This is a genomic window from Dokdonia sinensis (genome assembly GCF_003688895.1).
Taxonomy (GTDB): domain Bacteria; phylum Bacteroidota; class Bacteroidia; order Flavobacteriales; family Flavobacteriaceae; genus Dokdonia; species Dokdonia sinensis.
The window spans coordinates 17,508-43,399 of the sequence record NZ_REFV01000016.1; the positions used below are offsets into that span (position 1 = coordinate 17,508).

A 25,892-nucleotide genomic window follows, 5' to 3' on the forward strand; every position below is an offset into this window, starting at 1 on the left:
TTTATAATTAGAGAAGGACATCCGTTTTTGAAGCAGATGTCCTTTTGTTTATGCTTCCGCGAAAGCGTGTACCCAAAATTAAACAGTTTTTGGTATTGTAAATTCAACCTTCGTCCCACTGTAATCTATTGATAAAATAGTGAGATCGCCATTTACATCTTTTATACGCTTTTTCATATTATTTAAGCCGTTCCCCAAGGCCGGTTGCCCAGTATCAAAGCCTTGACCATTATCTATGATGTTAATTCTAAATTGAGAAGGTTCTTGATGGATGTTTACACTTATTTCTTTATTTGATGCCGCTTTCGCGAAAGCGTATTTCAAACCATTATTTACACTTTCTTGAATCACCCGATATAAATTGATCCCCTCTACCGAGGTAAATGCGTACTGCTTATCAATATCCCCATCTATATTAAATTTAAAAGCTACATCTGACGCAGCTTTGCGGGCACTATCTATAAAATTTGAAATACGGCTTTGTAGGTCTTCAAAGGTGATTTCCTCCTTGTTCATCGCCCAGATGGTATCCCGTAATTCGTTTATGGTAGTTTTTGTGAAATGGGCAATATCGCTAAGCTTATCAGTCACGTTAGAATCTGCATCCTTAAGCCCATATTTTAAGGTATCTAATGACGAAATGATAAATGTAAGCTGGCTTCCTATATTATCGTGCAGATCACGAGAAATACGCAGGCGTTGCTCTTGCAGGCGGTTTTGAGTCTCGATTTTCGCCAGCGCCGTTTGGAGTTCGCTTTCCTTTTTAAGCTGGCGATTCTTGAGACGTTGCTGGTTGTAAACCAGATAGCCTAAAAGTCCGAGTAACACGGCAACAGCGATAGCCCCATAGATAAGGTTGTTTTTCCTACGGATGCTCAGTTCATTTTCGGCGAGCTGGGCGCGTTGCTCTAGGATTTGATTTTCTTTTTTTTCGGTTTGGTATTTTGTTTCCATCTCAGTTACTTCAGAGAGGGTCTGTTTCTGGCTAAAAGCCTGACTTGCAATTATGTAATCCGTAAGATACTTTTCAGCTTTCTGCCAGTCCTCCTGACCATAGGCAGTACGTGTGAGCGCTTCGTAGGTTAGAGCGATCTGGTCTAATTTACCTTCCCTTTTAAATACGGAAAGTGCTTCCGTTAATTCCTTTTCTCCCTTCTTATATTCCTCTAGTCCTAAATGAGCAATGCCCAGAGACAGTTGAGAACTTGCTATATCTAAAGCAGCTTGATTAGACTGTCTAATGGCTAAGCCTTTAAGAATTAAATCCTTCGCTTTTTTAAACTCTTGACGATCATTATAAATTACAGCTAGATTATTTATCGAAGCGGCTACTGATGGCAAATATCCTATACGCTCTGCCATTGCGAGACCTTTTTCTAAATTTTCAATAGCCTTTGTCTCTATTTTTTGTTTTACATAAACATTCCCAGTATTTATATAGGTGTTTGCAAGAAATTGCGAATCCCCAAATTGTTGAAAGAAAATCTCATTATCCTTATAATACTCAAGAGCACTCTCATAATCTTGCATTTCCATTTTTATAGCCCCTACATTCCCACGCAATCGTGCTGCTAATTGCTCTTGTCCTCTGTCCTCGTATATCTTTATAGCATCTATGTAGTATTTTGTAGCACTATCAAATAGTGTTTGTTTGAAGTAAATATTTGCAACCTTGCCATATACAGAGGCTACACCCATAGTATCTTTTAATGCCCTCCTTAATTTCAGAGCCCTCTCATAATAGGACATCGACTCCGTATTGTTACCAGCCACATATTCAGCTATTCCGAGATCGTTGTATGCTTGCGCTATTGCAACAGAATCTTCTATTTTCTTAGCAAACTCTAGAGATTGTAAGCCATAAACACGGGAACTATCTGCAGAAATCATCGAGTAATACCAAGTCGCATCCCCTAGTAGCTTTACCTTTCGTTCGTCCAAAGGATTTTTAGATAACTCGATTTTAATACTATCTACTATCTCTTGAGGAGTTTGAGCCTTTAGAAGGATGCTCGCACAAAAAGAAAGAGCAACGAGTAAAAATGTTTTCATACGTAAATGGTTAGTTGCAAGAAAATTACAAAATAATTTCATGTTGCGGGATAAGGGCTTCGTCCAGATTATATTTGAGTAAATGATATTTACTTAAATGATCGTTACGCTGGGCTATTTGGCGTTTGTGCTGTTGGATTTTGGCAATGCTTCTTTTGACTAATTCTTCGTGTTGCACTTTGATTTTAGTTTTCTTTCGGCTTAAGTTGTAGGATATACACAAGGCTATTGTGGAAAAGGACAAAAGTATAAGTTGAGAAATAGACATTGTGATTCTGAGTTGGTGGTGTAAAGTTCGCTTTCGCGAAAGCGTAATCCTATACGTCACCTGCCCTATTTTATTAAGCAAAAAAGGCCGCGCACAGCACGACCTTTTCTTATTAGAAGTTCATAAATCCCCCAATTTATAAACTACCATACTTCCAAACACTTAATATTAAAAAAACTTATTACGGTTTCATTTTTCTTACAAGACAAATATACAAGAGCACCACTCACATATCCGTGGGGCAAATGCCCTATTCTGAAATTTTCTGTAGTACCGTCTCAATTTCCTCAACAGATTGTTCGGGACGCTTTACGTACAAGGCTATATTCCGCATCATTGTGCTACCTTCTTTAAAAGCAGCTATGATTAAATCAATAATTGTCCTAAATAACACCAGTAAAACACCCGCAGCAAAGCCAGAAGAAAACACAATCATAAAAAAACCTGATAGAATTACTACAAACTGCTGCACAAAAATTCTTACGTATGGTGTAATCATTAAATCTGCTACCGTGTAATCCTTATACTTTCCTTTAGACAAGAAATTGTTCAAAAAATAGCCTAAATTACCTGCGATTATGGATCCCAGCACCCAACCCATACCATTAAATTGAAGCACCTTCTGGTAATTACCTAAAATGTCGAGACTATCTGTTATAACACCATCCCCAGCTACTTCAAACAATGAAAATCCCAGAATACTCTGAATGGCTACAAAAGCTCCATAATGAATTATAAAAAATGGGATCGCAGCGATCCCTCCTTTATCCTTTCTTGTAGATCTTAGGTGGGTAGGGCTATACGACACAACGATGTACATCTTTACAACATTGAGAATTCCTATGACAATCGTCTCAAGAAAGTAACCAAATACCACGGTAATGGGCGCAATCACTCCTATCGCCATCATTGTTAAAAGGAAGGCCGCATTGATATAAATAAACAGGTTCCCTTTATTAGGGTAAAACAAATCTCTAAGCATATCTCCTCGCATTAAAAAGCCGAAGTAACCTAACAAAAAGTTTCTCCGGCTCACGTAAAAACCTCAACATTGTGAGACCTTTTTACTTTTTAAAACTAAAAAACTGATTAATCTGATCTGAAAGAAAGGCATTGCTCGATTCATAAAGCGCATCTGCAAGTCTCTCACCATCTACCTCTACAAATTTTGCATTCTCGCTTATAGAACTTCTCCACTCTGTAACTCTGTATAAATTTCCTATATCGTAGGTTGTGCTTGCTTTACCCTTATCATAGGTGCTCACCTTAGTATTTTCTACCACGCTTCCTATATACAAGGGTTTCTTTAGTATACCCTCTGAAGTTACTCTTTTGAGGCCAGAGCCTTGATAAAACCCGATTCTGGTAGGAATCCTATAGGTGCTTTCTTGCCCTTTCATACGCAAACCCTTTTTTACTGGAGCGGCAACGGTATGCGTTCCTAGCATAAGATTTGTCTTTATCTGCGCATTTGCAGCCCCTATGGATTTAAACCATGAGGATCCAGCTTCGCTATAATTGAGTGCAAGATCTACTTCAATAACAAGAACGTCGTCTAAATCTTTAGAAAGTTGGTTAGGGCCGGACAATGCTTTTCCCACAGCTTTGAAACCGCTTAAAAATCCGTCTTTCTTTGACGCCTTACCCTCTGCCTCTCTCTTGCTTACATAAAAGGTTGCTCCAGAAGGTATGCATTCTATATATCCCGGGTTTGCACTTTCTCTCAATGAGGGTCCCTCCATCACTACGGCATTTTTAAAATAATCTGTTCCTGAAGCGACGTTTCCCGCAAGCACTTCCATTCCGTTATTTTCTAGTTGGCTAACAAAATCTGCATAAAGAGCATCCACCTTAGCCTGAATTGCCTCCGTATTTACGCCTTTTAGTCCAAGGGCCGCCATTGCCTTTGCTTCTCCACGACCTTTTCCTCTAAAGCTACTTTTTGCTTTATAATCTACATCCTCTCTATAAACTTCTACTAGGACATTAAAAGAGGCAATGTATGCCTTGGAGGGCATTTTTTTTGAAGGTTTTTGTTGCGTGTGAGAAAGCTTCGTGTTGAGTTCCCCGAGAGTTTGTGCTTGAGCAGTTATTGTTCCTAAGACCAATAGAATTCCGATTAATAATTTTGTTTTCATAATGATTAGTTTAAGATTTTTACACTTCAAATGTCATATTTTGAACGCCCTAGTTCAATAGGGCAATTGCCGTATTCTGTCTTATATGCATTTAACTTATTGAAAATTCGGTGTTCGCTTTCGCGAAAGCGAAGTAAAAAAAAGCAGTCCCGAAGACTGCTTTTAAACATTATTTTATTGTTAGTCTAAAGGTCAAGATTAAACGACCCATTCGTCACGCTTACTGTAGACTCATCGTCTGGATTTCTCGCAGTAAACTCAAAAGTTCCTTCGATTTTAGAATCTGTTATAGTAACGATGTTTACTTCTCCGGAAGCGTTCTCATCAAAAGGCGCAGACCATATTTGAGTATCCGTAGGATTGCTGGCATTAGCCTCAATATAGGAAGCCACGATTGAGATATTTGCTCCGCCGCCGATGATGTAGGTACCCTCTGCGTCGACTCCCTGTAGTGTTAGTGTGATGTTACGACTGCTGGAAAATTCGTTAGAGGTGATAAGTGTAGTGGTCATTCCGTTTGCGGTCACTTGGCTCACAGAGGTTCCCATTGCATCAGACGTATAGCTAGCACCGTCTACAGAAGCGGTTACCGTTCCGTTAGAAGCGCTTCCCGCATCGCCGCCATCATCGTCAGATTTACAGGATTGAAGTGAAAGTACTGTGGTCGCTATAAAAGCAACCATTAAAAATTTAAGAGTTTTCATAATGAGGTTTTTAGTAATTAGTATGGCACAAAATTGCCGTAATTACCACCTCAAATCAATACGGCAGTTGCCGTATTCTACTTAAAATCAATGTATGGATATTGTTTCTGAAGATTTTCCATACGCTCATTGAGTTTCATCAAAAAAGATTTGTGTTGCTCACTTTCGGTATTAAATGGTCTGTGGGAAAGCCCTGCTTGGATGATTCCCACTTCTTTTAGGGTGTCATAGGTTTTCGTACTTCGGCTACGCTCAGTATAAACTCCAGCATATACCTCCAAAAACTTTTCCCAAATATAGTCCACCGCCTGCTCTGAAGGGTGTAACATATCGCTTGCATAAAAACGATAGTCCCGCAACTCATCCATCATCAGCTCATAAGCTGGAAAATAGCTCGCACTCCCAGATTCACAAACTTCGTGTATCGCCGAAAGTAAGTGCGCTTTACTTCTATTGTTCTCCACAAAACCATCCTTAAGATGTCTTACAGGAGAAACGGTAAATACAATTTGAGCCTTAGGATTCAGCTTTTTTATGAACGCTATCTGTCGCTCGAGACTTGCCGTGATTTCAGAAATAGGAAGTAAGCCTTTAGCAAACTGGTTTTGTGGTATTTTATGACAGTTGGCAACCAGAACACCCGTAGGCGTGTGTTGATATGCCCAAGCTGTTCCCAGCGTAATGAAGATGTGCGAAGCCTCTTTAACAGTATTTCTTAGTTGCGACTTTGCATTATTCAATCTATCCAACAGCACTCCACGAGAGGTTGCATTTAATCTACTGTGCGCCACAAAGGATTTCCAAACACCGTCCAACTCAAAGATAGTCTCCTCCATATCTCTATCTTCACAAGCATCCAGCAATACCCGTTCTATCGCCAGAGGGTGAAATAAAATTCCAAACGGATTTGTCGTTGCCTGAAATTTATAGTATTCTAATTTCTGCCCAATATTCTCAGCAAAGCAGGAGCCTAAGAGTAAGAGCTTATCCTTGTAACCGAATTGGTTTTTTGAAGAGGTTAGCGGGATTTTTGTTTGTAGGTTCATCTGGCAAAGAAAAATTGGTTTCTCACAAAGTCACAAAGACACTAAGGATTAGCGCTTATAATTCTCCATTTATAATTCTTGTAATACCGTTCTTGATTAGTGCGCTATTAAAGTTAATTAGTAATCCCAGTTTTAAATCTGCAAGTTTAAGATACGTAAGTAACTGTTTACAATGAACAGGATTGATTTGTTGAACCGATTTGATTTCAACTATAACCTTATTTTCTACTATCAAGTCCGTACGAAAGCCCAACTCCATCTTTCTTCCTTTCCAAATCACAGGCATAGCCTGCTGGCGCGTAACTTTCAAACCAATATTAGTCAATTCGTGATACAATATTTCCTCATAGACCGACTCAAGTAACCCTGGCCCTAGACCTACGTGAATATGGTAAGAGGCATCAACAATAATGGAAGCCAAGTCATTCTCCCAAAATTCATCATTTTCATTATCATCCATAATTCTTTGTGCCTTTGTGCCTCCGTGAGAAAACTAAAGCAACAGTAAACTTACTCCTTCAAAAACTCCCTAACCGCCTCAAGCGCCTCATCAATCCCTTCAGGTTTTTTACCTCCTGCAGTTGCAAAGAAAGGCTGACCGCCTCCTCCGCCTTGAATGTATTTTCCGAGTTCGCGTACCACGGTTCCAGCGTTTAGGTCTTTGGATTTCACAAGGGCTTTTGAAATATAACAGCTTAAGAGTGCTTTGCCATTTTGTTCTGTCCCGAAGAGGAGGAAGACATCGTCTTTGCCTTCTCCCAGTTTGAATGCTAGGTCTTTTATCGCTCCAGCATCTAGGTCTACTTTTTTTGCTAGGAATTGAATACCATTTATGGTTTCAAATTCTTTTTCTAGGTCACCGCCTAAGTTTTGAGCTTTTTCTTTAATGAGGGCTTCCACCTGCTTTTTGAGCGCGGTGTTTTCTTCCATTAAGCCGGAGATGGCTTTTACTGGATCTTGGTTTCCTTTGAGGGTAGCTTTTACTTGGTTGTAGGCTTCGGTTTCTGAAGTGAAATAATCCTTAGCCGAATCATTAGTTATTGCCTCGATACGACGTATTCCTGATGCCACAGCACCTTCTGAGGTAATTTTAAAGTGCCAGATATCACCCGTTTGCTTTACGTGTGTTCCACCACAAAGTTCCATCGATTTCCCGAAGCGGATGGTTCGTACCACATCTCCATACTTCTCTCCAAAAAGCGCAATCGCTCCTTCGTCAATCGCTTGTTCGTAAGCAATCCCTCGCTGTTCTTCTAGTGGAAGGTTTTCGCGGATTCTCGCGTTTACAAAATCTTCTACCTCACGCAGTTCTTCTGATGTTACCTTTGAGAAATGGGAAAAGTCAAAACGTAGGTTTCGGCTATGTACCATACTTCCTTTTTGCTCTACGTGGGTTCCTAAAACTTTACGCAGGGCTTGGTGCAGTAGGTGTGTTGCACTATGGTTTGCATTGGTTCGGTTGCGTTGTTTTGTGTCTACCACGGCCTTAAATGTTCCGTCTGTGGAGCGTGGAAGATTTTTGGCTAGATGAATAATCAGGTTATTTTCCTTCTTCGTATCGACGATGTAGACGACCTCTCCGTTGGGCGCTTCGAGATATCCTTTATCGCCTACTTGTCCTCCACCTTCTGGATAGAAAGGTGTGAGGTTAAATACGAGTTGGAACAACTCACCGTCCTTTTTACTTTCGGTCTTTCGGTAGCGGGTGATTTTTACGTTTGTTTCTAAGGTATCGTAACCTATGAATTCTTCTTCGGCGTCTTCTTGTAGGATATTCCAATCGCCCGTTTCTACCTTACCAGCAGAGCGGGAACGGTCTTTTTGTTTTTGTAATTCGGCTTCGAAGCCTTTTTCATCCAATTTATATCCCTTTTCAGATAAGATAAGTGCCGTTAAATCTATCGGAAACCCAAAGGTGTCATACAATTCGAATGCTTTTTCTCCAGAAAGACTATCCCCTTTCGCGAAAGCGGAAATCATCCCATCCAGCATCACAAGACCTTGTTCTAACGTCCTTAAGAAAGAAGCTTCCTCCTCACGAATTACGTTTGTGATTAAATTTTTCTGAGCCTCAAGTTCTGGGAAGGCATCGCCCATTTGGCTCACAAGTGTCGCAACGAGCTTGTAAATAAAAGGTTCTTTAGTATCTAGAAATGTGAATCCGTAACGGATGGCACGACGCAATATTCGGCGTATGACGTAGCCTGCCCCTGTGTTGCTGGGCAACTGCCCATCTGCAATAGAAAATGAGACAGCGCGCACGTGGTCTGCAATGACGCGTACGGCAATATCTACCTCCTCGTCGTTACCACATTTTGAGTTTGTGATGGTTTCTATCTCGCGCATCAAAGGCGTAAAAACATCCGTATCATAGTTGGACTGCACTCCCTGAAGCACCATACACAGGCGCTCAAAGCCCATTCCCGTGTCCACGTGTTGCGCAGGAAGTTTTATGAGCGAACCGTCTGCCATACGATTGTACTGCATAAAAACGAGGTTCCAAATCTCAATAACCTGTGGGTGATCTTCATTTACGAGCGTACGCCCGTCTACTGCCTTTTTTTCTTCTTCTGAGCGTATATCTGCGTGTATTTCTGAACAAGGACCGCAAGGACCTTGTGCTCCCATTTCCCAAAAGTTGTCTTTTTTGTTTCCGTTAAGAATACGGTCTTCGGCAATGTGCTGTTTCCAGAAATTATATGCCTCAGTATCTCTATCTAAATCCTCGCCTTTATCGCCTTCAAAAATGGTCACGTACAGGCTGTCTTTTGAAATTCCGTAGACTTCAGTCAGCAATTCCCACGCCCAGGCAATTGCTTCTTCTTTAAAGTAATCGCCAAAACTCCAGTTGCCCAACATCTCAAACATCGTGTGATGATACGTGTCCTTCCCCACTTCCTCTAGATCGTTGTGTTTTCCAGAAACACGCAAGCATTTTTGAGTATCTGTAAGCCGGGTGTTTTTTGGCGTTCCATTTCCTAAGAAATACTCCTTAAACGGCACCATTCCTGCGTTTGTAAACATAAGCGTAGGATCATCCTTGAGCACCATTGGGGCAGATGGGACGATGGTATGCTTTTTAGATTCAAAAAACTCGAGGAACTTTTGGCGTATTTCTTGCGATTTCATATCGGGAAAGGTTCGGATAATAATGGTTATATTTGAACGTTGTGTCAAGGGATAGTGGCGCTCCTGCCTGCCGGCAGGCAGGTTCGCGAAAGCGTAAAAACCCCAAAAACATCCCGCAAAAATACACATTTTAACTTATGTCGAAGGTTAAATATTATTACGATAGCGAGACGCTATCTTACCGAAAAGTAGCCAAAAAGAAAGGGCGTACTCTAGGTGCTATTGTCATATTTCTTACCGCCTCTGCATTAATGGGGCTCATTATTACGATTACCGTTTTTAACTCCGGAGTAGATACTCCAAAAGAGCGCCGTCTAGAACGCGAGCTCGCCGAAAAAGACTTACAGACGGAAATCCAACAACAACGCCTAGAGCAGATAGAACAGGTGCTGGCAGACATCCAGCAACGGGACAACAATATTTATAGAGTACTCTTTGAAACAAATCCTATCTCGCCAGAAATAAGGGAAGCAGGTTTTGGTGGAGTAAATCGTTACAAAGAGCTGGAGAAAATGAGCAACGGTAAGCTCATTGTAGAAAATGCAAAGAAAATAGACAAAATCTCAAAACAGCTAGTGGTACAATCCAAGTCCCTAGATGAAATCGTACAACTCGCAGAAGAAAAGGAAGAACTTCTTAAAACGATTCCTGCGATTATGCCGGTGCAAAACGAGGATTTAACTCGTGTGGCTTCTGGTTACGGAATGCGGGTGCACCCTATCTTGAAGTATCGCCGTATGCACAACGGGATGGACTTTACTGCTCCTCCAGGAACGCCAATTTATGCAACAGGCGATGGAAAAGTATCGAAAGTGGGCTTAGGTTCTGGTTACGGGAAAATGATCATCATTGAGCACGGTTTTGGCTACAAAACTTATTATGCGCATTTGAGCAAATACAACACCAAAGTAGGGCGCAATGTAAAGCGTGGTGAAATCATAGGCTACGTAGGAAACAGTGGCCTTTCATCAGGACCACACCTGCACTACGAAGTTTGGAAAAACGGAGTGGTGATGAACCCCGTAAACTTTTACCATAATGACCTCACTCCTGAGGAGTACGATATTATGCTGGCTAAGGCATCTATAGAAAATCAATCGCTAGACTAATGCACATCGACCTTCCAGAAAAATTGTATTACAGCATAGGCGAGGTCGCAAAGGCCTTTGACGTCAATGCTTCCTTACTGCGTTTCTGGGAAAAGGAATTTGACGTGCTCCAACCAAAAAAAAATGCCAAGGGTACTCGTAAGTTTACGCCTGCAGATATTAAAAACCTTGAACTTATCTACCATCTCGTAAAAGAGCGTGGCTTCACGCTGGAAGGTGCAAAGATTCACCTCAAAGAAGGTAAGAAAGAGATTTTATCCAACTTCGACATTATCCGAAAGCTGGAAAGTGTAAAAGCGCAGTTGCTGGAGGTTAAAGGGAGTTTGTAAAAATTACATCGCTTTAATATCACAGGTACGGAATTAATTCTGCACCTGTGAGATAAATAACAAGTAAGCGAAAAAGCTTTCCCCCGACCCTGAAGGGTGGCTTTTTCTCAATTAAGCTAATTTCCACTCCCTTTAGGGACGGGGAAAATGGAAATTAGCGACATTAAAATTCCTAACTACCACATTCTAGAAAATGGCCTTCTGAAGAGGGGTTGGGGAGATGTTAACGCACAACTTTAAAACGAACCCCACTCATTAAACTTCTCCCATCTTTTCTTAACTTGCAATAACCTTAAAAGAGATTGTAACAATTACCATCAATTTATAACTAACCCATTATGAAAAAAGGATTAATCATATTACTAGTCATTGTAGGCGTCGCGCTATTAATAGGCGCTTGGTTTGCCCGAGTAAATAATAATCTTGTACCGCTAGACGAAAGCGTGAGTGCGCAATGGGGGAATGTGGAGAGTGCCTACCAGCGCCGAGCAGACCTTATCCCGAATATTGTGAGTACAGCCAAAGCCTACGCAGAGTACGAGCAAGAGACTTTCGTCAAAGTGACCGAAGCACGGTCAAAAGCGACTTCTATACAGATAGATCCTTCTAACATCACTCCGGAGCAATTGGCGCAGTTCCAAAAAGCGCAGTCCGGACTCACCTCTGCCCTATCCCGATTACTGGCGACCTTTGAACGTTATCCAGACCTACAAGCAAACGACAACTTCAGAGAGTTGATAAACGAACTGGAGCGTACAGAAAACAGAATAAATGTAGAGCGCAACCGTTTTAACGAGCAGGCTAAAGCACTAAATTCTGAAATCAGAAAATTCCCTACAAACTTTATTGCGGGCATATTAGGGTTTGAAAAGCGCGCTTATTTTGAAGCCGACGAAGGTTCTGAAGATGCGCCTAACGTGGGTGAAATGTTTGACAGCTAGATGAAATCCACCGTAGAATCTTTCCTAACAGCTTCCGAGGAGGAGCAAATTATAAACGCCATACGCTCGGCAGAGCTTAAGACGTCTGGAGAGATACGCGTACATCTGGAACATCATACGGAATTGCGACCCTTGGAACGAGCACGCGAAGTCTTTCACCTGCTCAAAATGGACAACACCAAAGATGAAAATGGCGTCCTAATCTATGTAGCCGTGGACGACCACTTGCTGGCGATAATAGGCGACTCGGGCATCAACAAAGCTGTTCCCGTTAATTTTTGGCAAGAGACCATAGACCGTATGCTCACTTTTTTTAAGAAAAACCAATTTGCAGATGGCCTCGTGCTAGGCGTAAAAGAAGCAGGCCATAAACTCTCCACCTACTTCCCTTGGGAACACGGCGACAAGAATGAGCTTTCTGATGAAATATCTGTAGGATGATGGGGTTGGAATTACGCTTTCGCGAAAAGCAAAACAGCACCTCTGGAAATCGAAATCGAAATCAAAATCGAAAATGGATTGCGGGAAAGCTTGCGCTTTCTTTGTTTCTTATTGTGAGTTGCTACTCGGTAAGTATTGGACAATACGATATTCCAGAAAAACCTTCCCGAAACTCAGAACAAACAGCCTTTTATGACTACGGAGTAAATCTACTTTCTCCAGCGCAACGCCAAAGTCTCGAGCAAAAACTAATAAAATATGCCGATACTACCTCAACACAAATTGTGGTGGTCGTCATCCCATCTACTAAAGGCGAAGACATCTCAATGCTGGGCGCCAAATGGCTAGCCAAATGGGGCATAGGCGACGCTAAAAAGGACAACGGAATCCTTATTACCGTTGCCAAAGATGACCGCCAAGTAGACATTAACACCAGTTACGGCATAGAATACCTGATCTCAGATCGTGATGCAGAGCGTATCATAAATCGCATCATTGTACCCAACTTTAAAGCGGGACAGTTTTACAGAGGTCTGGACGAGAGCACCACAGCGATGATGCAAATGCTCGCTGGAAACTACAAAGGCACTCGTGAGAACAACAGGTCTGACTTCCCTATTGAACCTATCATAATGTTCATCGTCTTCATAGTCATCATCTTTATCCTAAGCCGAAACAACCATCGTGGCGGTGGCCGTGGTGGTAGGCGTAATGTTGCTGGCTCACTTCTCGATGTTATCATCCTAAGCAATATGGGCCGTGGCAGTTTTGGCGGTGGTTCCAGTTGGGGCGGTGGCGGAGGCTTCGGTGGTGGTGGTTTTGGAGGAGGCTTCGGTGGCGGAATGGGCGGTGGCGGAGGTGCTTCTGGGGGGTGGTAACTTGGACAACCAAAAAACGTTAATTATTCCTAACTAGAGTTCATAACATTCTTTTATGAAGTTTATAAAATTGCTTTTCGCTCTCACTATTCTTACATCCTGTACAGAAACTTATGAAGCTGAAAATAGCTTATGGTCTTGCGTAACCGAAAAAACAGCGGATCTAAGTATTGACATCAACAAAGAAATAGCGCTTCACGAGGAGTTTCTTATTAAGGAAGGATATTTTAAAGATAATAGTGGAGCCTCTTACATTGAGAATATAAAGAGTATGGTGGAAACCGGTGAGTTAAAATATGCTCCCGAAAACTCAAGGTGGAGAAAAATGCTGGTAGAAATTTACAAAGATTTCAATCTACAAGAAAAATGCTATGCAAAAGGTGGTTTCTATCAGACTAAAGCATATAATGTTGTTTTTGAAATGAGCAATATTCTTCAAAAAAGTAAGAATATCAATCAGCAAAAAATGTTGAAACCTTGGATAAAGCATTATGAAGCCAATGACTTTAATCATCCGTTTTATAAGTTTACTTATTTCCTAAGTTTTACTGTTCGAGAACAAGAAGCTAGTATAGATGAAACACAACTATTTCTCCAAAATTTTGATAGGCAAGATATTATTACGCTTAAATTAGATAATCAAGAGAACCTTTTTATTAATGAAGAAAAGACCACTGTTTCTGAATTACCTCGTAAGCTAAAAAAATTTATGATAAATGAAGAAACTTTAGAAAGTATCAAGGAATTAGATAAAGGGATGTTGTCAACTTTTGATTATCTCGTATTAATGGAAAAGGCTATAACCATAGTTGCAAGTAGGAATGCATCTTATGAAAGCTACCTCAATCTGCAAAATGCGATTTCAGAAACATACTCGTACATTTATCAATTAAGCTCAAAAGAAATTTTTCAATTGGATTTTGACAGTCTAAGCATACCACAACAAAAGATAATAAAAGGTATGTTTCCTAAGCACCATTTCAATTCCGAACCAAATCACCTGGATGAATAGAGATGAACAACTTGAACAAAAATCAACTTGATTTCCTCAGAGCGAAATTTTCTAAAGCAGAGAAAAGCGGTTTTACTTCAGAGAGTCAAGTAGAAATTCTAGCACAAGCAAAAAAATCTTCGAAATTTCAAAAAAATGTAATAACTTTGTAGCTACATTTAAAATTATGGAAACAGCAATTATTAAAATAGGAAACTCTAAAGGCTTACGACTAAGTAAAACCATTCTTGAAAAATACAATATCAAGGATAAGGTTGAGATGATACTTGAAAAGGGCCGTATCATTCTTAAACCTATTGATAATCCAAGACAAGATTGGGAAAAAGCCTTTAAAGAAATGGCTGAGAATAAAGATGATCAGTTATTGATGGACGACATTTTTGAAGATGAAACTCTTGAAGAATGGAACTAAAACAATACTCCATCGTTCTTGTAAATCTCGACCCAACCATCGGTAGCGAAATCAAAAAAACTCGACCTTGTGTTATTGTATCTCCTGATGAGATAAACAAATATTTACGGACTATTGTTGTCGCTCCTATGACGACTAACACAAAAGACTATCCTACCCGCATTCCAGTAAAGTATAACAAGAAAAATGGAATGATTGCGATAGACCAAATTCGTACCATCGATAAATCTCGTATCATCAAAAAATTTGAGCATCTTTCTAAGCCTGAAATTCAACAATGTAAGGACATTATTAAGGAGACTTTTGTAGACTAAAAAGTTTTTTTGCTTGAGAATAAAAATTCGCAACCACTTCCTAAATTTTCCCAAAACCCACCCCTTTGGCATCCCAATTGCATTAATTTTGTCCCAAACCATCAGAAATGACAAAGTTTATTACTGCAATTCTCATATTACTTGTTTCATTCACCAGCTGTGCGCAAGTTGCATTTACGGAGCAAAATGTGGCGATAGACGATTCGCTTAATATTGCTGTGATTCACATTCCTAAGGATGCCTCTTTGAGTAAAACGACGGCCATTCCGTTAGAGAATGAAAATTATACACTCACGCTTTCCAAAACCAAAAACCTAACTACAATAGCCCACAAACTAAAAAGCGCCAGCGGAAAAAAATACATAGCTTACCTCACTACCTTTCCCCTCTTTCAAATCGATGCGCCTAATGGTATTGTAAACGAACCCAAACGAATGTCCACTATTCACTACGCAGAGAAAGACACTACTTTTACCGCCTACGCTGGTATCGAATTGCGCGGGAGCAGTTCCATTGTGTTTGCTAAAAAAACGTATGATCTCAACTTCTATACAGACAGCACAGGGACCGAAAATCTGGATGTAAAATTGGCTGGAATGCGCAAGGACGACGACTGGATTCTGGATGGATTATACAATGAGCCTTTGCGTATGCGCTCTTATATCTCGCTCAATCTCTGGAACGACATTTATGAGCCGTATTACCTAGACCGTGAACCTAAAGCCAAAGCCGGAGCAACTGCAAAGTATGCCGAGGTTTTTGTAAACGGTCGTTACAAAGGTGTTTTCCTCCTCTCTGAACAAGTAGACCGTAAACTCACCAAAATTAAAAAAATGGATGAGGGCGACATCATCCGTGGCGAACTCTTCCAAGGAGCCCGTTACCTAGGGGCGAGTTCTTTTGACTCCGTACCTAAGAAAAAGAATTTCCTCGCCAGTTGGGGTGGTTATGACATAAAATATCCCGTGCCTACGAATCAGTTTTGGGACAATGTGCATCCCTTTACAGATTTTGTGGTGAATAGTGATGATGACGCTTTCGCGAAAGCGATCTCCCAAAAATTCTACCTCCCTAATGCAATGGATTATTTCCTATACATAAATGCCGTGCGCGCGCCAGATAACTTAGGGAAAAACTTATACCTGATACGCTACGACGACGGTGAACCTTATTTTTATGCGCCTTGGGACCTCGACGGAAGCTTAGGCACCATCTTTAGCGGAAAGCGAATCGCCACTACAGACGACTGGCTGGACAATGGATTACTGAGAAGACTCCTAGCCACAGACGCCGAAGGTTTCGTAACCAAATTCAAATCGCGCTGGATCGCACTTAGAGCAGATCAATTAAGCACGGAACGTTTATTAGAGAAACAGGCTAAAACCTACAGAAAACTCAAAGACAATCTTATTTTTGAACGCGAAGCTAAAGCTTGGGACAACTTCAAGTATGATGAGGAAGGTCTAGAATATATGCAGGAATGGACAACAAAGCGATTGGAATTTCTAGATGGATATATTGAGAAGCTAAATCCTAAAACTGACTAATAATCTTCAAATAATCCTCTCGACGCTTTACAAAATCTAGATCAGAAATATCAATAATCTTAACATTTAGATTGTGCTGTGACTTGATAAAATCCAGATAACCTTGATTTATTTTTTCAAGATATGCAGGGTCCATATCTTTCTCATAGCTTCGGCCACGCTTTTTGATGTTTGAGAGGAGGCGCTCCGTGTTTTGATAGAGGTACACATACAAATCTGGCTGTGGCATCTCTTTGTACATCATCTCGTGCAAGCGTTTGTAGAGCACATATTCTTCTTCCTGCAAGGTTACTTGAGCAAAAATGAGCGACTTATAGCGGTCATAATCTGCAATCATAAAGTCCTTAAAAAGATCATACTGCCCGATGTCATCCAGAAGTTGCTGGTACCTATCGGCCAGAAATGACATTTCTAGTGGGAAGGCATACCGCTCTGGTTCCTTATAAAACTTGGGCAAAAAAGGATTATCCTTAAAACGTTCTAGAATGAGCTTTGCATTAAACTCTTTGGCAATCATCGTGGCAAGGCTTGTTTTCCCCGCACCTATGTTCCCTTCGATGGTGATGTAATTGTAGTTACCTATTTCAAAACTATCCTTTGGGTTTTTAAGCCATTTGGGTTGTTTGGTCAGGACACTTTCATCTTTACAGTCTAGAAGTAGTTCTGAGTACGCTTTCGCGAAAGCGGAATGAATTTCCTCACCAGCAATATCACTTAGCGGTTGTAACACGAACTTGCGCTGTAACATCAATGGATGCGGAATTGTCAAAGTGTTACCCTCCTTTACAACATCGTCATAAAGCAATATATCTATATCAATACTTCGAGACTGATACCCCTCGGCTGGCTCACGTTTTCTACCGAGAAAATTTTCAATGCGTTGTACCGCGTCCAGAAGTTTGGTCGGACTCAGACCCGTTTCCATTTTTACCACACAATTATGAAAATCTGGTGCCTCAAAACCCCAAGCGGGACTTTGATACACCGGCGAGATCCTAACCACAGCACCCACCTGCTCAAACAGCAACTGAATGGCATTATTGAGATACTCATAGGTATTTCCCTGATTACTCCCTAAAGATAAATACGTGATAGGCAAAGGTCTAGTATGGGTGTTAGAACGTTAACATTTAGCAACAAATTAAGGAAATCAAAATCACAATGACTTAATTTTGACGTTGAAGTTATCAAGAAAATGAGTGAGACAACGACTACCCTGACTCCTAAAGATATAAGAGTAGCTTTCAGGATTTATTTTATTCTGGGCGCCCTTTTTATTTGTGCCCTTGTGGTCTCAAATTTGATTTTCCAGAAGTTCTTTGAGTGGAACCCTTTTGGGATTTACAATTTCCAGATTTCCGTGGGATTACTTCCCTACCCGATTACGTTTCTTATCACAGACCTTGTGAGTGAGATTTATGGGAGAAAAAAGGCAAACCAGATGGTTACGACTGGGATTTTTGCCTCTCTTTTTTCACTTATTATAGTGTATGTGGCAGATGCTGTTCCCGCAATGGAACAAAGCGCATTAGACAATGAGTTGTTTACTAAAGTCTTTGGAGCAACAGCGCTGGCGGTTTTTGCGAGTATGAGCGCTTACCTCCTTGCACAGTATGTGGATATTCACATATACCACTTCTGGAAAAGGATTACTAAGGGAAAACACCTCTGGTTACGTAACAACTTCTCGACCTTTGTGTCGCAATTTATAGACACCTTTAGTGTGACGTTTTTGCTGTGCTCGTTTGGGATTTTAGATTGGTCGCTTTTCCCCAAACTACTGGAAGCAGGCGTTTTATTTAAGATTATTGTGGCTCTTCTAGACACGCCTTTATTATATCTAGGTGTATGGGGTTTTAGGAAGCGTTTTAAACTGGCGCAGGGTGAGGAGATTATGTTGCCTGTTTAGACGTAGCGGATAAGTGCGCTTTCGCGAAAATGGAATATGGAAGATGGAAGTTGGAGGTTGGAAGTTGGGAGTTGGGAGTTGGGAGATAATGAAGAATTAATAATGAGATACCCTCTTAATTGGGTACGACAATGAAGAATATGAAAAAGATATTAAAAATAACAGGAGTGACCGTTTTAGTGCTAGCCATATTGCTCGCACTTGCTCCTATGTTGTTTAAGGGCAAAATAGAAGATTTGGTCAAGAAGACCATAAACAACAATGTAAATGCTCAGGTAGAATGGGCAGACCTTGACTTGAGTCTTTTCAGAAGTTTTCCAGATGCCACGGTTGTTATAAATGACTTTACGGTGATAAACAATGCACCTTTTGCAGGAGATACACTCGCTTCGGGCAAACGCTTGCAAATAGATATGGGCGTGATGCAACTTTTTAAAAACGCATCAGATGACCCTATAAGCGTGGATGCCTTAAAACTCGATGAGGCGCTGGTAAACATCAAAATAGATTCCGTAGGAAATGCAAACTATGATATTGCAAAGGAAACAAATGATTCCGCTTCCGCGAAACCCGTACTGAGCAGGGAAACTGCTTCTAAACCTTTTGTATTTGACTTACAGCAGTATGAGATTACTGACTCAAAAATCAACTATCAAGATGAATCAAACAAAACATACCTCAAACTCACCGAGGTAAATCACGAAGGACAAGGAGATTTCTCGGCAGTTTCAAGTGATTTGGATACGGAGACGACTGCTAAGGTTTCTTTTGACTATGACGGTATCAATTACCTAGACAATCACGACCTTGATCTGACTGCGGTTATTCAGATGGATCTCGAGAATCAGAAGTACACCTTTAAGGAAAACAGCGGGCACATCAATGCCTTGCCCCTAACCTTTGACGGTTTTGTTCAGGTGATTGAAGAAGGTTCGGATATCGATCTATCGTTTCAAACGCCAGATTCAGACTTTAAAAACTTTCTAGCGGTCATCCCAAAGACCTATGCAAAGAATCTGGACGGAGTGGAGACGAGTGGCGATTTTCGCGTAAGCGGAAAAATAAGTGGTAAAGCAACGGAAACTACCATACCACAACTGGATATTGAGATTCTTTCAAACAATGCATCATTTAATTATCCGCAACTACCAAAACGGATGGATAATATTGATATCGATGTAAAAATAAAGAACGAAACAGGCAATGCAGATGATACATACATCGCGATTAATGCGCTCAAATTTAGAATAGACGACGATATTTTTCAAGCGAACGGAACGCTACGTAATCTTACAGCAAATATGCTCGTAAATCTTGCGATAAAGGGAGCACTAGATTTAAAAAGCATAGAGCAAGTATATCCATTGAATCTTGATACCCCACTTCAAGGGCGCCTTGTGGCAGATGTGACGACGGCTTTTGATATGAATTCTGTAGAAAAACAGCAGTATCAAAATATTAAAAGTAATGGTACGGCGAGTCTGTCAAACTTTGAATACAAAACGCCAGAGTTACCAAATCCTATTAAAATTTCCAATGCAAATGTGAAGTTTAATCCTGGGACGATTACACTTAATGAATTTACCGCCACAAGCGGGAAAACAGATATGAATGCCACGGGAAGTATCGAGAATTTGATTCCGTTTATTATGTCTAAGGAAGATTTAAAAGGACGGTTCAATGTAAAATCAAAAGTGTTTAACCTAAACGACTTTGCTGTTGCAGAAACCAAACCAACTACAAAATCAAGTGGCTCTGGCACAATCAATGGGACTAACACTACTGGAGAAAAAAGTGTCAAAATTCCAGATTTTCTAGATGCTTCACTCAGCTTTCAGGCAGATAAGGTCATTTATGACAACCTCGAACTGACCAATGCCAAAGGAACGGTTGCTATTGCCAATGAAGAAGCGCAAATTTCTGGATTGAACTCGGGGATTTTTGGCGGAGACGCAGGACTTTCTGGAAATGTAAAAACACGTGACGGAAAGCCCACATTTGATATGACGCTCGACCTGAGCAGTATTGATATAGATCGTTCTTTTAAAGAACTGGATATGCTCAAAGGGCTTGCTCCTGTAGCCAAAGCACTTCAAGGTGCGTTTAATACAAGGATTAATCTTAAAGGACAGCTCGATGAGAATTTTAGCCCGATTTTGAGTACGATTGCTGGAGATGCCTTTGCACAAATTTTAACCGCACAAGTAAATCCAGAACAAATGCCACTACTCGCACAACTGGACAGTAAGCTAGATTTTATCAACCTGAACGACCTAAATCTGGACAAACTAAAAACTACGCTCACTTTTAATAATGGGCAGGTGCAGGTCAATCCTTTTGACTTTAAAGTAAAAGATATCGTAGTAAATGTAAGCGGTGGGCATAGTTTTGAAAACGTAATGAACTACAATTTAAAATTAGATATTCCCGCAAAATATTTAGGAAGCGACGTGAGCGGATTACTATCTAAGCTTACGGCTGAGGAAAAAGAGAACCTTTCTGTAAATCTCCCTGTTTCCCTAGGCGGTAGTTTTGCATCTCCGCAAGTGAGTCTCAACACCCAAAGTGCAATAAGTAGTCTCACTACAAAAATTGTCGATATACAAAAACAAAGGGCCAAAGATCAAGTAGAAGATAAACTAGACGATATTTTAGGAGGGATTTTAGGTGGCAACAAACCTAAAGACAGCACAGCGACACAAGGCAACGGACAAACCACAGATAAACCAAAAACCGACGAAGTCATTAAAGACGTCGCAACCGATATTCTAGGCGGACTTTTTGGAAAGAAAAAGAAAAAGGAGACAGCTGGGGCTAAAAAGGATAGTGTGAATAATTAACCTATCAGTATTGAATTTTACACTTACAATGGCTTGAAGCGGTCATTATCATCTTCGGTTTCTGTCGTTTCTCTTAAAATATCTGTTTGAACGGTTGATATTAATTTTTCTGTTTGCTCTTGATAATTGGGGCCGTAATGAACAAAAGTATCCTTTACCCTTTCGGAAATTATAAAGTATGGAATCCATATAGCGCAAGCTATAAATGCCCTTCCAATTTCTTTCGCATTCTCTGCCCAATCTGCGGGAGTCATTGCTTCGCTCACAAGAATATTTACCAAGACTGCGTCTATCATTAAGAATAGTAAAGTACTTGCGTAGAAAACAATCATTAACCTAGGTACTATGGTACGTTTCTCAAAGAAAAGAATGATAATAAGAGCTGTGAAAATGATCCTCAGAATATTCACTATAAGTTCAAATATTACCACAAGCAACAATGGTTTACCTTGAATCCCTTCTGTGTTCCAAAGGGTTTTCCAAGTATAGGCATCCACAAAACTAAGCTCGGTGATAAAGCCATATAGAATGACTATTGGGGTAAGTATTAATCCTATAGAAACTAAAATTAACCAGCCACCCAATGGTTTTCCTTTTGCCCTAGAAGAGCGAGCTGGAACATCATAACTTTGATAGATTTTGTAAGCTCCATAAACACCTAACACTAACGTAAGAAGTATTATGACAATACTGATCCAACTTATACCTGGGGTTTCCGCCATTTGACTTAAACCTAAATCGTACGTTATAAAATATGACAAATCATCTCTTATTTTATTATGGTCCGCAATATATTTAGGCACATCATCTGCCTTTACAAATTCTTTAAAATGCTGGTAATCATATGATATTACTAACTTTTTAAGATAATAGCTGATTTCTTGACTATAAGAAAAGTAATCGCTTTTGATCTCTTGATTGTAATCTTCAAATGACCATTTTTCAGGTAAATTTACAGCGATATCATAATTAAGATTTACTGGATATCCTATACTATAAGGGCCAGAACGCTCTGGAGATTTTGGAGGGTTTACAAAGTTCTCTAACGTAAGAGGATAAATTTCTATGTAAATCAATTTGTCGTTATCTGGAGATTTAGACCATATAGAATCAACTATATAAGATTCTCTAACAACTAATTTGTTTCCATCTAATTTATTATCTTCTATTGTAATTTTCCTGTTTTCCTTTATTGTCGGAAATAAAGCACTATAAAATTGTAAATAATCGGTTTGTATGGCCGCAGTACTGCGCTGAGCAAAATCAGATCTTATATTATCTGCATTGGTTCCAGTATATGTTGTTACGATAGTGAGTTCTCCACTCCCGTTAATCTTATTAATATCATAAATTTCCTGAATATCGATACCACTTATAGTCTTATTTGGAATTGAAACTAATTCCTTTTCGCCAGACTTTAGGATTAGACCCTTTTTATAATCTGGAAAATTACGTTTCTTGTTTATAAGTCCCTGATTAGACATAGTGGGGTCCACAAAATACTGAGTGCCCTCAAGCTTATAGCTCACAACACAATGATCAAAAAGGTTTGGATTAGGCAACTTATCATCAATGACCCCTCCATTGTAACTATGCACAAGCATAGGGTGAGCCTCTACTCCATACAAATTAAGCAATTCACTCAACAAGAAAGATTTTCCTTTACAATCACCATAGCGTTGCTCTAGCACTTTTAATGGAGACTCTGGAAGGTGAGAATTCAGACCATTTTCAAATCCGAAATATCTTACTTCATCTTGTACAAAATCGATAAGTGAATTGACCAATTCTTCCTTATTTGAAGAAAGATCATCTTGATGTGAGGAAAACTCAGTAGTCACAAGCTCTTTGAGCTTAACTTTATCTGCCGAGTTTAAGGTATAAAGGGATACATATTGATTTACAATAGATTCCCAAGAGTCATAATTACTTATTTCAACATAAGGAAAGTCATCATACCAAATAGGTGTATTTACATCATAATATTTATAATCCACATTATCCAGATTCCAAGAATATTCGAGATTATTATCCTTTTCAATAATCTCGGCTTTTGGTGCGCCATTGTAGTATTCAAAATTAAAGTCTTCACCCTTGGGCACGATAAATTTACAACGCATCTCACCCACAGGAATCGTGAACTGAAAATAAGCTTGTCCGGCATAACCACCTTCATAAATTGGATTTTCACCTATAATGGAATACGAATAATCCAATATATCGCCCTCACGAATATCTCTTAGATTAATAAGGCTAGTAAGTCTTCCGTCATAAAGTTTGCGCTCGAGATTAGATTCTCTTTGAATGGTTTGAACATTACTAAGGTTAAGCTTGTTTATACGTTCTCCATTCCTTATTACATCAATATTATGTAAAACAAGATTCTCATAGGTAGGATCAAAATCTAAAGTTATGTCAGACATTTGGGTAATCCCCTCAGTATTGAGCACCTTGATAGCGAGATGAATATATGTTGTCTCCTTTGGTATATGATATTGTCTGTCAGACAAGAGATAATAAAATCCGCTTTGATCTTCTTGGTCTTTTACCGTTGTATTATATGGAGGACTCTCGACCCAATCTGGAATTTTACCTATGGTAGGTTTTTGTGAGAAAGCGTTAAGACTAAATAGAAAGACAAAGAAAATGAGTAGGTAGCGCAATGGAATATCAGAGTTAATTCAATAAGCGCCACAAGATAATATGATTATCCCTACTATAAAAATGCATCTCTATAATCACGTAGAAAAATTCAAGTAATTCTGATTAATCATCCACCTCCTTAATCTCGTTAAGCTCGACATTTTTATATTTTGCATAGTCAAAACCACTCTGCCACCAAGCTTGCATCTTTTCTTTGTTGAACACTAGTGAGTTTGTAGTAAGCACCGTCGGTGTGTAGTAAAAATTGATAATCGCATCAGTATTATTGGCTGCGTACTTGCCTATAGCGATATTTTGCTTTTCGATACGGTCCATCATATAACCGTGGAGATTACTCAACAAAGAAAATACATTAGTAGATGGAAGATTATTGTAGTACGTGACTTCTGTTTCCAATACGATCACATCTATTTCCGTCGCACCTCGATCTACGGCTTCCTTTATGGGTACCAAACTACCAAAACCACCGTCTGCATACTCACAGCCGTTCTTTTTGGCAAGACTCATAAATGGAATATAGTTGCACGACATCCAGATCCATTCACAGAAATCTTCGTAGGTTTCTTCATTACTGGATTTATATTCTGTTTTGTGCAAAGAGAGGTTGGAAACCGTTACGATGACTTCCTTGCCACTTGCCTGCAACTTTTCAAAATCTGATTTTGGGAACGTGTCGGTAATTAAGGTTTTAAGCTTTTTACTTTCGCCAAATGTCTTAGAACCCCGCATAAAATTGCGCAACACACTAAAATGGTCTATAGCAATGGTCTCCTGCCCCCATTTATCCATTTTTACATTAAAAGGACAACGGCTAAAAATCGCCTTTTGATTTACCGACGTATAAACGTGTTTTATCTTCTCAATCTCATTAGTAGCTAGATGAGGAACGAGCAAACTCCCAGTAGATGTCCCGATGAGCAAATCGTAATTACGGCCCAGCTCCTCGATAAGGTACTGCGCCACACCACCTCCAAAAGCGCCTTTACTTCCTCCTCCAGATATAACAAGTGCCCGCATTTTTTACTAGTCGTTTGTTTATATGCAACTTAATAAATTTAAATGAAGGGTACGCTTTCGCGAAAAAGAAATTTGGAAGTGGGAAGTGGGAAGTGGGAAGTGGGAAGTGGGAAGTGGGAAGTGGGAAGTGGGAAGTGGGAAGTGGGAATATATTAATTAAAAAAAACAAAAAAATGAGTGGTTGAGTGATTTTATATGAAGTGGTAGCCCAATTTAGAATCGTATGGAACTACCAGAAACGGAGGATAATGTTGGGTGTTGGGTGTTGGGTGTTGGGTGTTGGGTGTTAAAATGATAAACGTACTATTCTTCGCCAAGCTCATTTCTACTTTCTTTTGATGCCTTCCGCGACTTGTAGATAATGTAGAACACGCCTCCTACTAGGATATAAGGAATCACCATCAAGTATTTGATGCCGTTATTAACTCCTTTGGCAGTACTGTTATCTTCCTCAGATTGCAGGACGGCACGGCACATAGCGCATTGGGTTGTCGCTGTGGTCGATGCGTAGCTGTCTGCTTTCGCGCCTGCCTGTCCGGTAGGCAGGAAAGCGGAAAAAAGAAACACAATCAATATTACAGTCCTCAAATTCTTCATTAATGCACGTAATATGGTGATATCATAAGATACACAATTACTCCAGTAATAGCAACATACAACCAAATAGGAAATGTTATACGCGCTAGTTTTTTGTGTTTATCAAAACGTTGTGCAAGCGCTCTCACATAAGTGATGAGTACCATAGGAATAATCCCAATGGACAACAGAATATGGGAAATCAATAGGAAGAAATATACGTATCTGATTGCTCCTTCTCCGCCAAATTTGGTAGAATCTGCAGTCATATGGTATGCCACGTACATCAATAAAAACACCACAGAGAGGAATATCGCAAACTTCATTAATCGCTCGTGCGTGGTGCGATTACCTTTTTTGATGGCGAGCACCGCGAGAATCAATACGATTGCCGTAAGGCCATTTATACTCGCATATATAGGAGGTAAAAATGTGAGTGGCTCTACGTCCAATCCAAAATCTTTTAACTTTATGGTAAATAGAACCGCAACGGCTACTGGAATTATTATGGATAAGGCGATAATCCAGCCCTTGTATTTTTGTTCGGTTTTGGAAAGCGTACTCAT

The 25,892-nt window shown here is 40.0% G+C and carries 23 protein-coding genes; 11 read left to right on the forward strand and 12 right to left on the reverse strand.

What is annotated here, in order from left to right:
* Positions 1-78 precede the first annotated feature (78 nt).
* From EAX61_RS13875 to alaS, 7 genes are all read right to left on the reverse strand, one after another.
* Positions 79-2,052, reverse strand: coding sequence for a tetratricopeptide repeat-containing sensor histidine kinase (locus EAX61_RS13875; RefSeq protein ID WP_161555238.1), 1,974 nt, complete (start codon positions 2,050-2,052; stop codon positions 79-81).
* 518 nt (positions 2,053-2,570) lie between these two features.
* Complete coding sequence (locus tag EAX61_RS13885) at positions 2,571-3,302, reverse strand: DUF6498-containing protein (RefSeq protein WP_147448378.1); 732 nt, start codon at positions 3,300-3,302, stop codon at positions 2,571-2,573.
* 82 nt (positions 3,303-3,384) lie between these two features.
* Complete coding sequence (locus EAX61_RS13890) at positions 3,385-4,458, reverse strand: hypothetical protein (RefSeq protein ID WP_121918313.1); 1,074 nt, start codon at positions 4,456-4,458, stop codon at positions 3,385-3,387.
* A gap of 185 nt (positions 4,459-4,643) precedes the next feature.
* The gene (locus EAX61_RS13895) at positions 4,644-5,162 is read right to left on the reverse strand and encodes a DUF6252 domain-containing protein (RefSeq protein ID WP_121918314.1); all 519 of its coding nucleotides are present in this window, start codon (positions 5,160-5,162) and stop codon (positions 4,644-4,646) included.
* A 77-nt stretch (positions 5,163-5,239) separates the two neighbouring features.
* A complete protein-coding gene (locus tag EAX61_RS13900; RefSeq protein WP_121918315.1) occupies positions 5,240-6,208 on the reverse strand; it encodes a GSCFA domain-containing protein in 969 nt (322 codons plus the stop codon).
* A 55-nt stretch (positions 6,209-6,263) separates the two neighbouring features.
* Positions 6,264-6,668, reverse strand: a complete 405-nt coding sequence (locus EAX61_RS13905; RefSeq protein ID WP_121918316.1) for a GxxExxY protein — start codon at positions 6,666-6,668, stop codon at positions 6,264-6,266.
* A 50-nt stretch (positions 6,669-6,718) separates the two neighbouring features.
* On the reverse strand, positions 6,719-9,337 hold the full coding sequence (alaS, locus tag EAX61_RS13910) for an alanine--tRNA ligase (protein ID WP_121918375.1): 2,619 nt from the start codon (positions 9,335-9,337) through the stop codon (positions 6,719-6,721).
* 137 nt (positions 9,338-9,474) lie between these two features.
* On the opposite strand from alaS, the gene EAX61_RS13915 reads away from it, so the two are divergent.
* The 9 genes from EAX61_RS13915 (at position 9,475) to EAX61_RS13955 (ending at position 16,320) form a co-directional block, all read left to right on the forward strand.
* Positions 9,475-10,446, forward strand: coding sequence for a M23 family metallopeptidase (locus tag EAX61_RS13915; protein WP_121918317.1), 972 nt, complete (start codon positions 9,475-9,477; stop codon positions 10,444-10,446).
* Positions 10,446-10,775 carry a MerR family transcriptional regulator gene (locus tag EAX61_RS13920; RefSeq protein ID WP_121918318.1) on the forward strand — a complete coding sequence of 110 codons (330 nt, stop codon included), beginning with the start codon at positions 10,446-10,448 and terminating at the stop codon, positions 10,773-10,775. The genes EAX61_RS13915 and EAX61_RS13920 overlap by 1 nt, the downstream gene beginning before the upstream one ends.
* A gap of 338 nt (positions 10,776-11,113) precedes the next feature.
* A complete protein-coding gene (locus EAX61_RS13925; RefSeq protein ID WP_121918319.1) occupies positions 11,114-11,716 on the forward strand; it encodes a LemA family protein in 603 nt (200 codons plus the stop codon).
* Positions 11,717-12,157, forward strand: coding sequence for a TPM domain-containing protein (locus EAX61_RS13930; protein ID WP_121918320.1), 441 nt, complete (start codon positions 11,717-11,719; stop codon positions 12,155-12,157). It begins immediately after the preceding gene.
* A complete protein-coding gene (locus tag EAX61_RS13935) occupies positions 12,154-13,035 on the forward strand; it encodes a TPM domain-containing protein (RefSeq protein WP_236642053.1) in 882 nt (293 codons plus the stop codon). Before EAX61_RS13930 ends, EAX61_RS13935 begins: the two co-directional genes overlap by 4 nt.
* A 55-nt stretch (positions 13,036-13,090) precedes the next feature.
* Positions 13,091-14,047: a hypothetical protein gene (locus tag EAX61_RS13940; RefSeq protein WP_121918321.1), complete on the forward strand. Its 957-nt coding sequence runs from the start codon at positions 13,091-13,093 to the stop codon at positions 14,045-14,047.
* A 166-nt stretch (positions 14,048-14,213) separates the two neighbouring features.
* Positions 14,214-14,459 (forward strand): AbrB/MazE/SpoVT family DNA-binding domain-containing protein, encoded by a 246-nt coding sequence (locus EAX61_RS13945; RefSeq protein ID WP_121918322.1) that lies wholly within the window; start codon positions 14,214-14,216, stop codon positions 14,457-14,459.
* Positions 14,450-14,773 carry a type II toxin-antitoxin system PemK/MazF family toxin gene (locus EAX61_RS13950; protein ID WP_121918323.1) on the forward strand — a complete coding sequence of 108 codons (324 nt, stop codon included), beginning with the start codon at positions 14,450-14,452 and terminating at the stop codon, positions 14,771-14,773. The genes EAX61_RS13945 and EAX61_RS13950 overlap by 10 nt, the downstream gene beginning before the upstream one ends.
* A 107-nt stretch (positions 14,774-14,880) precedes the next feature.
* The gene (locus EAX61_RS13955) at positions 14,881-16,320 is read left to right on the forward strand and encodes a CotH kinase family protein (RefSeq protein ID WP_121918324.1); all 1,440 of its coding nucleotides are present in this window, start codon (positions 14,881-14,883) and stop codon (positions 16,318-16,320) included.
* On the opposite strand, the gene folK is transcribed toward EAX61_RS13955, so the two are convergent.
* A complete protein-coding gene (folK, locus tag EAX61_RS13960) occupies positions 16,307-17,419 on the reverse strand; it encodes a 2-amino-4-hydroxy-6-hydroxymethyldihydropteridine diphosphokinase (RefSeq protein ID WP_121918325.1) in 1,113 nt (370 codons plus the stop codon). The two genes, EAX61_RS13955 and folK, sit on opposite strands and share 14 nt — an antisense overlap.
* A 96-nt stretch (positions 17,420-17,515) precedes the next feature.
* Between folK and EAX61_RS13965 the strand changes: the two genes are divergently transcribed.
* A complete protein-coding gene (locus EAX61_RS13965; RefSeq protein WP_121918326.1) occupies positions 17,516-18,229 on the forward strand; it encodes a queuosine precursor transporter in 714 nt (237 codons plus the stop codon).
* A gap of 140 nt (positions 18,230-18,369) precedes the next feature.
* Positions 18,370-21,069: an AsmA family protein gene (locus tag EAX61_RS13970; protein ID WP_121918377.1), complete on the forward strand. Its 2,700-nt coding sequence runs from the start codon at positions 18,370-18,372 to the stop codon at positions 21,067-21,069.
* A 23-nt stretch (positions 21,070-21,092) separates the two neighbouring features.
* Here EAX61_RS13970 and EAX61_RS13975 read toward each other — a convergent pair whose 3' ends face one another.
* The 4 genes from EAX61_RS13975 to EAX61_RS13990 all read right to left on the reverse strand — a co-directional run bounded on the left by EAX61_RS13975 (position 21,093) and on the right by EAX61_RS13990 (position 25,892).
* Positions 21,093-23,732 carry a DUF3857 domain-containing protein gene (locus EAX61_RS13975; RefSeq protein WP_121918327.1) on the reverse strand — a complete coding sequence of 880 codons (2,640 nt, stop codon included), beginning with the start codon at positions 23,730-23,732 and terminating at the stop codon, positions 21,093-21,095.
* A 103-nt stretch (positions 23,733-23,835) separates the two neighbouring features.
* The gene (locus EAX61_RS13980) at positions 23,836-24,750 is read right to left on the reverse strand and encodes a patatin-like phospholipase family protein (RefSeq protein ID WP_121918328.1); all 915 of its coding nucleotides are present in this window, start codon (positions 24,748-24,750) and stop codon (positions 23,836-23,838) included.
* Positions 24,751-25,053: 303 nt separating this feature from the next.
* A complete protein-coding gene (locus EAX61_RS13985) occupies positions 25,054-25,347 on the reverse strand; it encodes a hypothetical protein (protein WP_236642054.1) in 294 nt (97 codons plus the stop codon).
* The gene (locus EAX61_RS13990; protein ID WP_121918329.1) at positions 25,347-25,892 is read right to left on the reverse strand and encodes a DUF420 domain-containing protein; all 546 of its coding nucleotides are present in this window, start codon (positions 25,890-25,892) and stop codon (positions 25,347-25,349) included. The genes EAX61_RS13985 and EAX61_RS13990 overlap by 1 nt, the downstream gene beginning before the upstream one ends.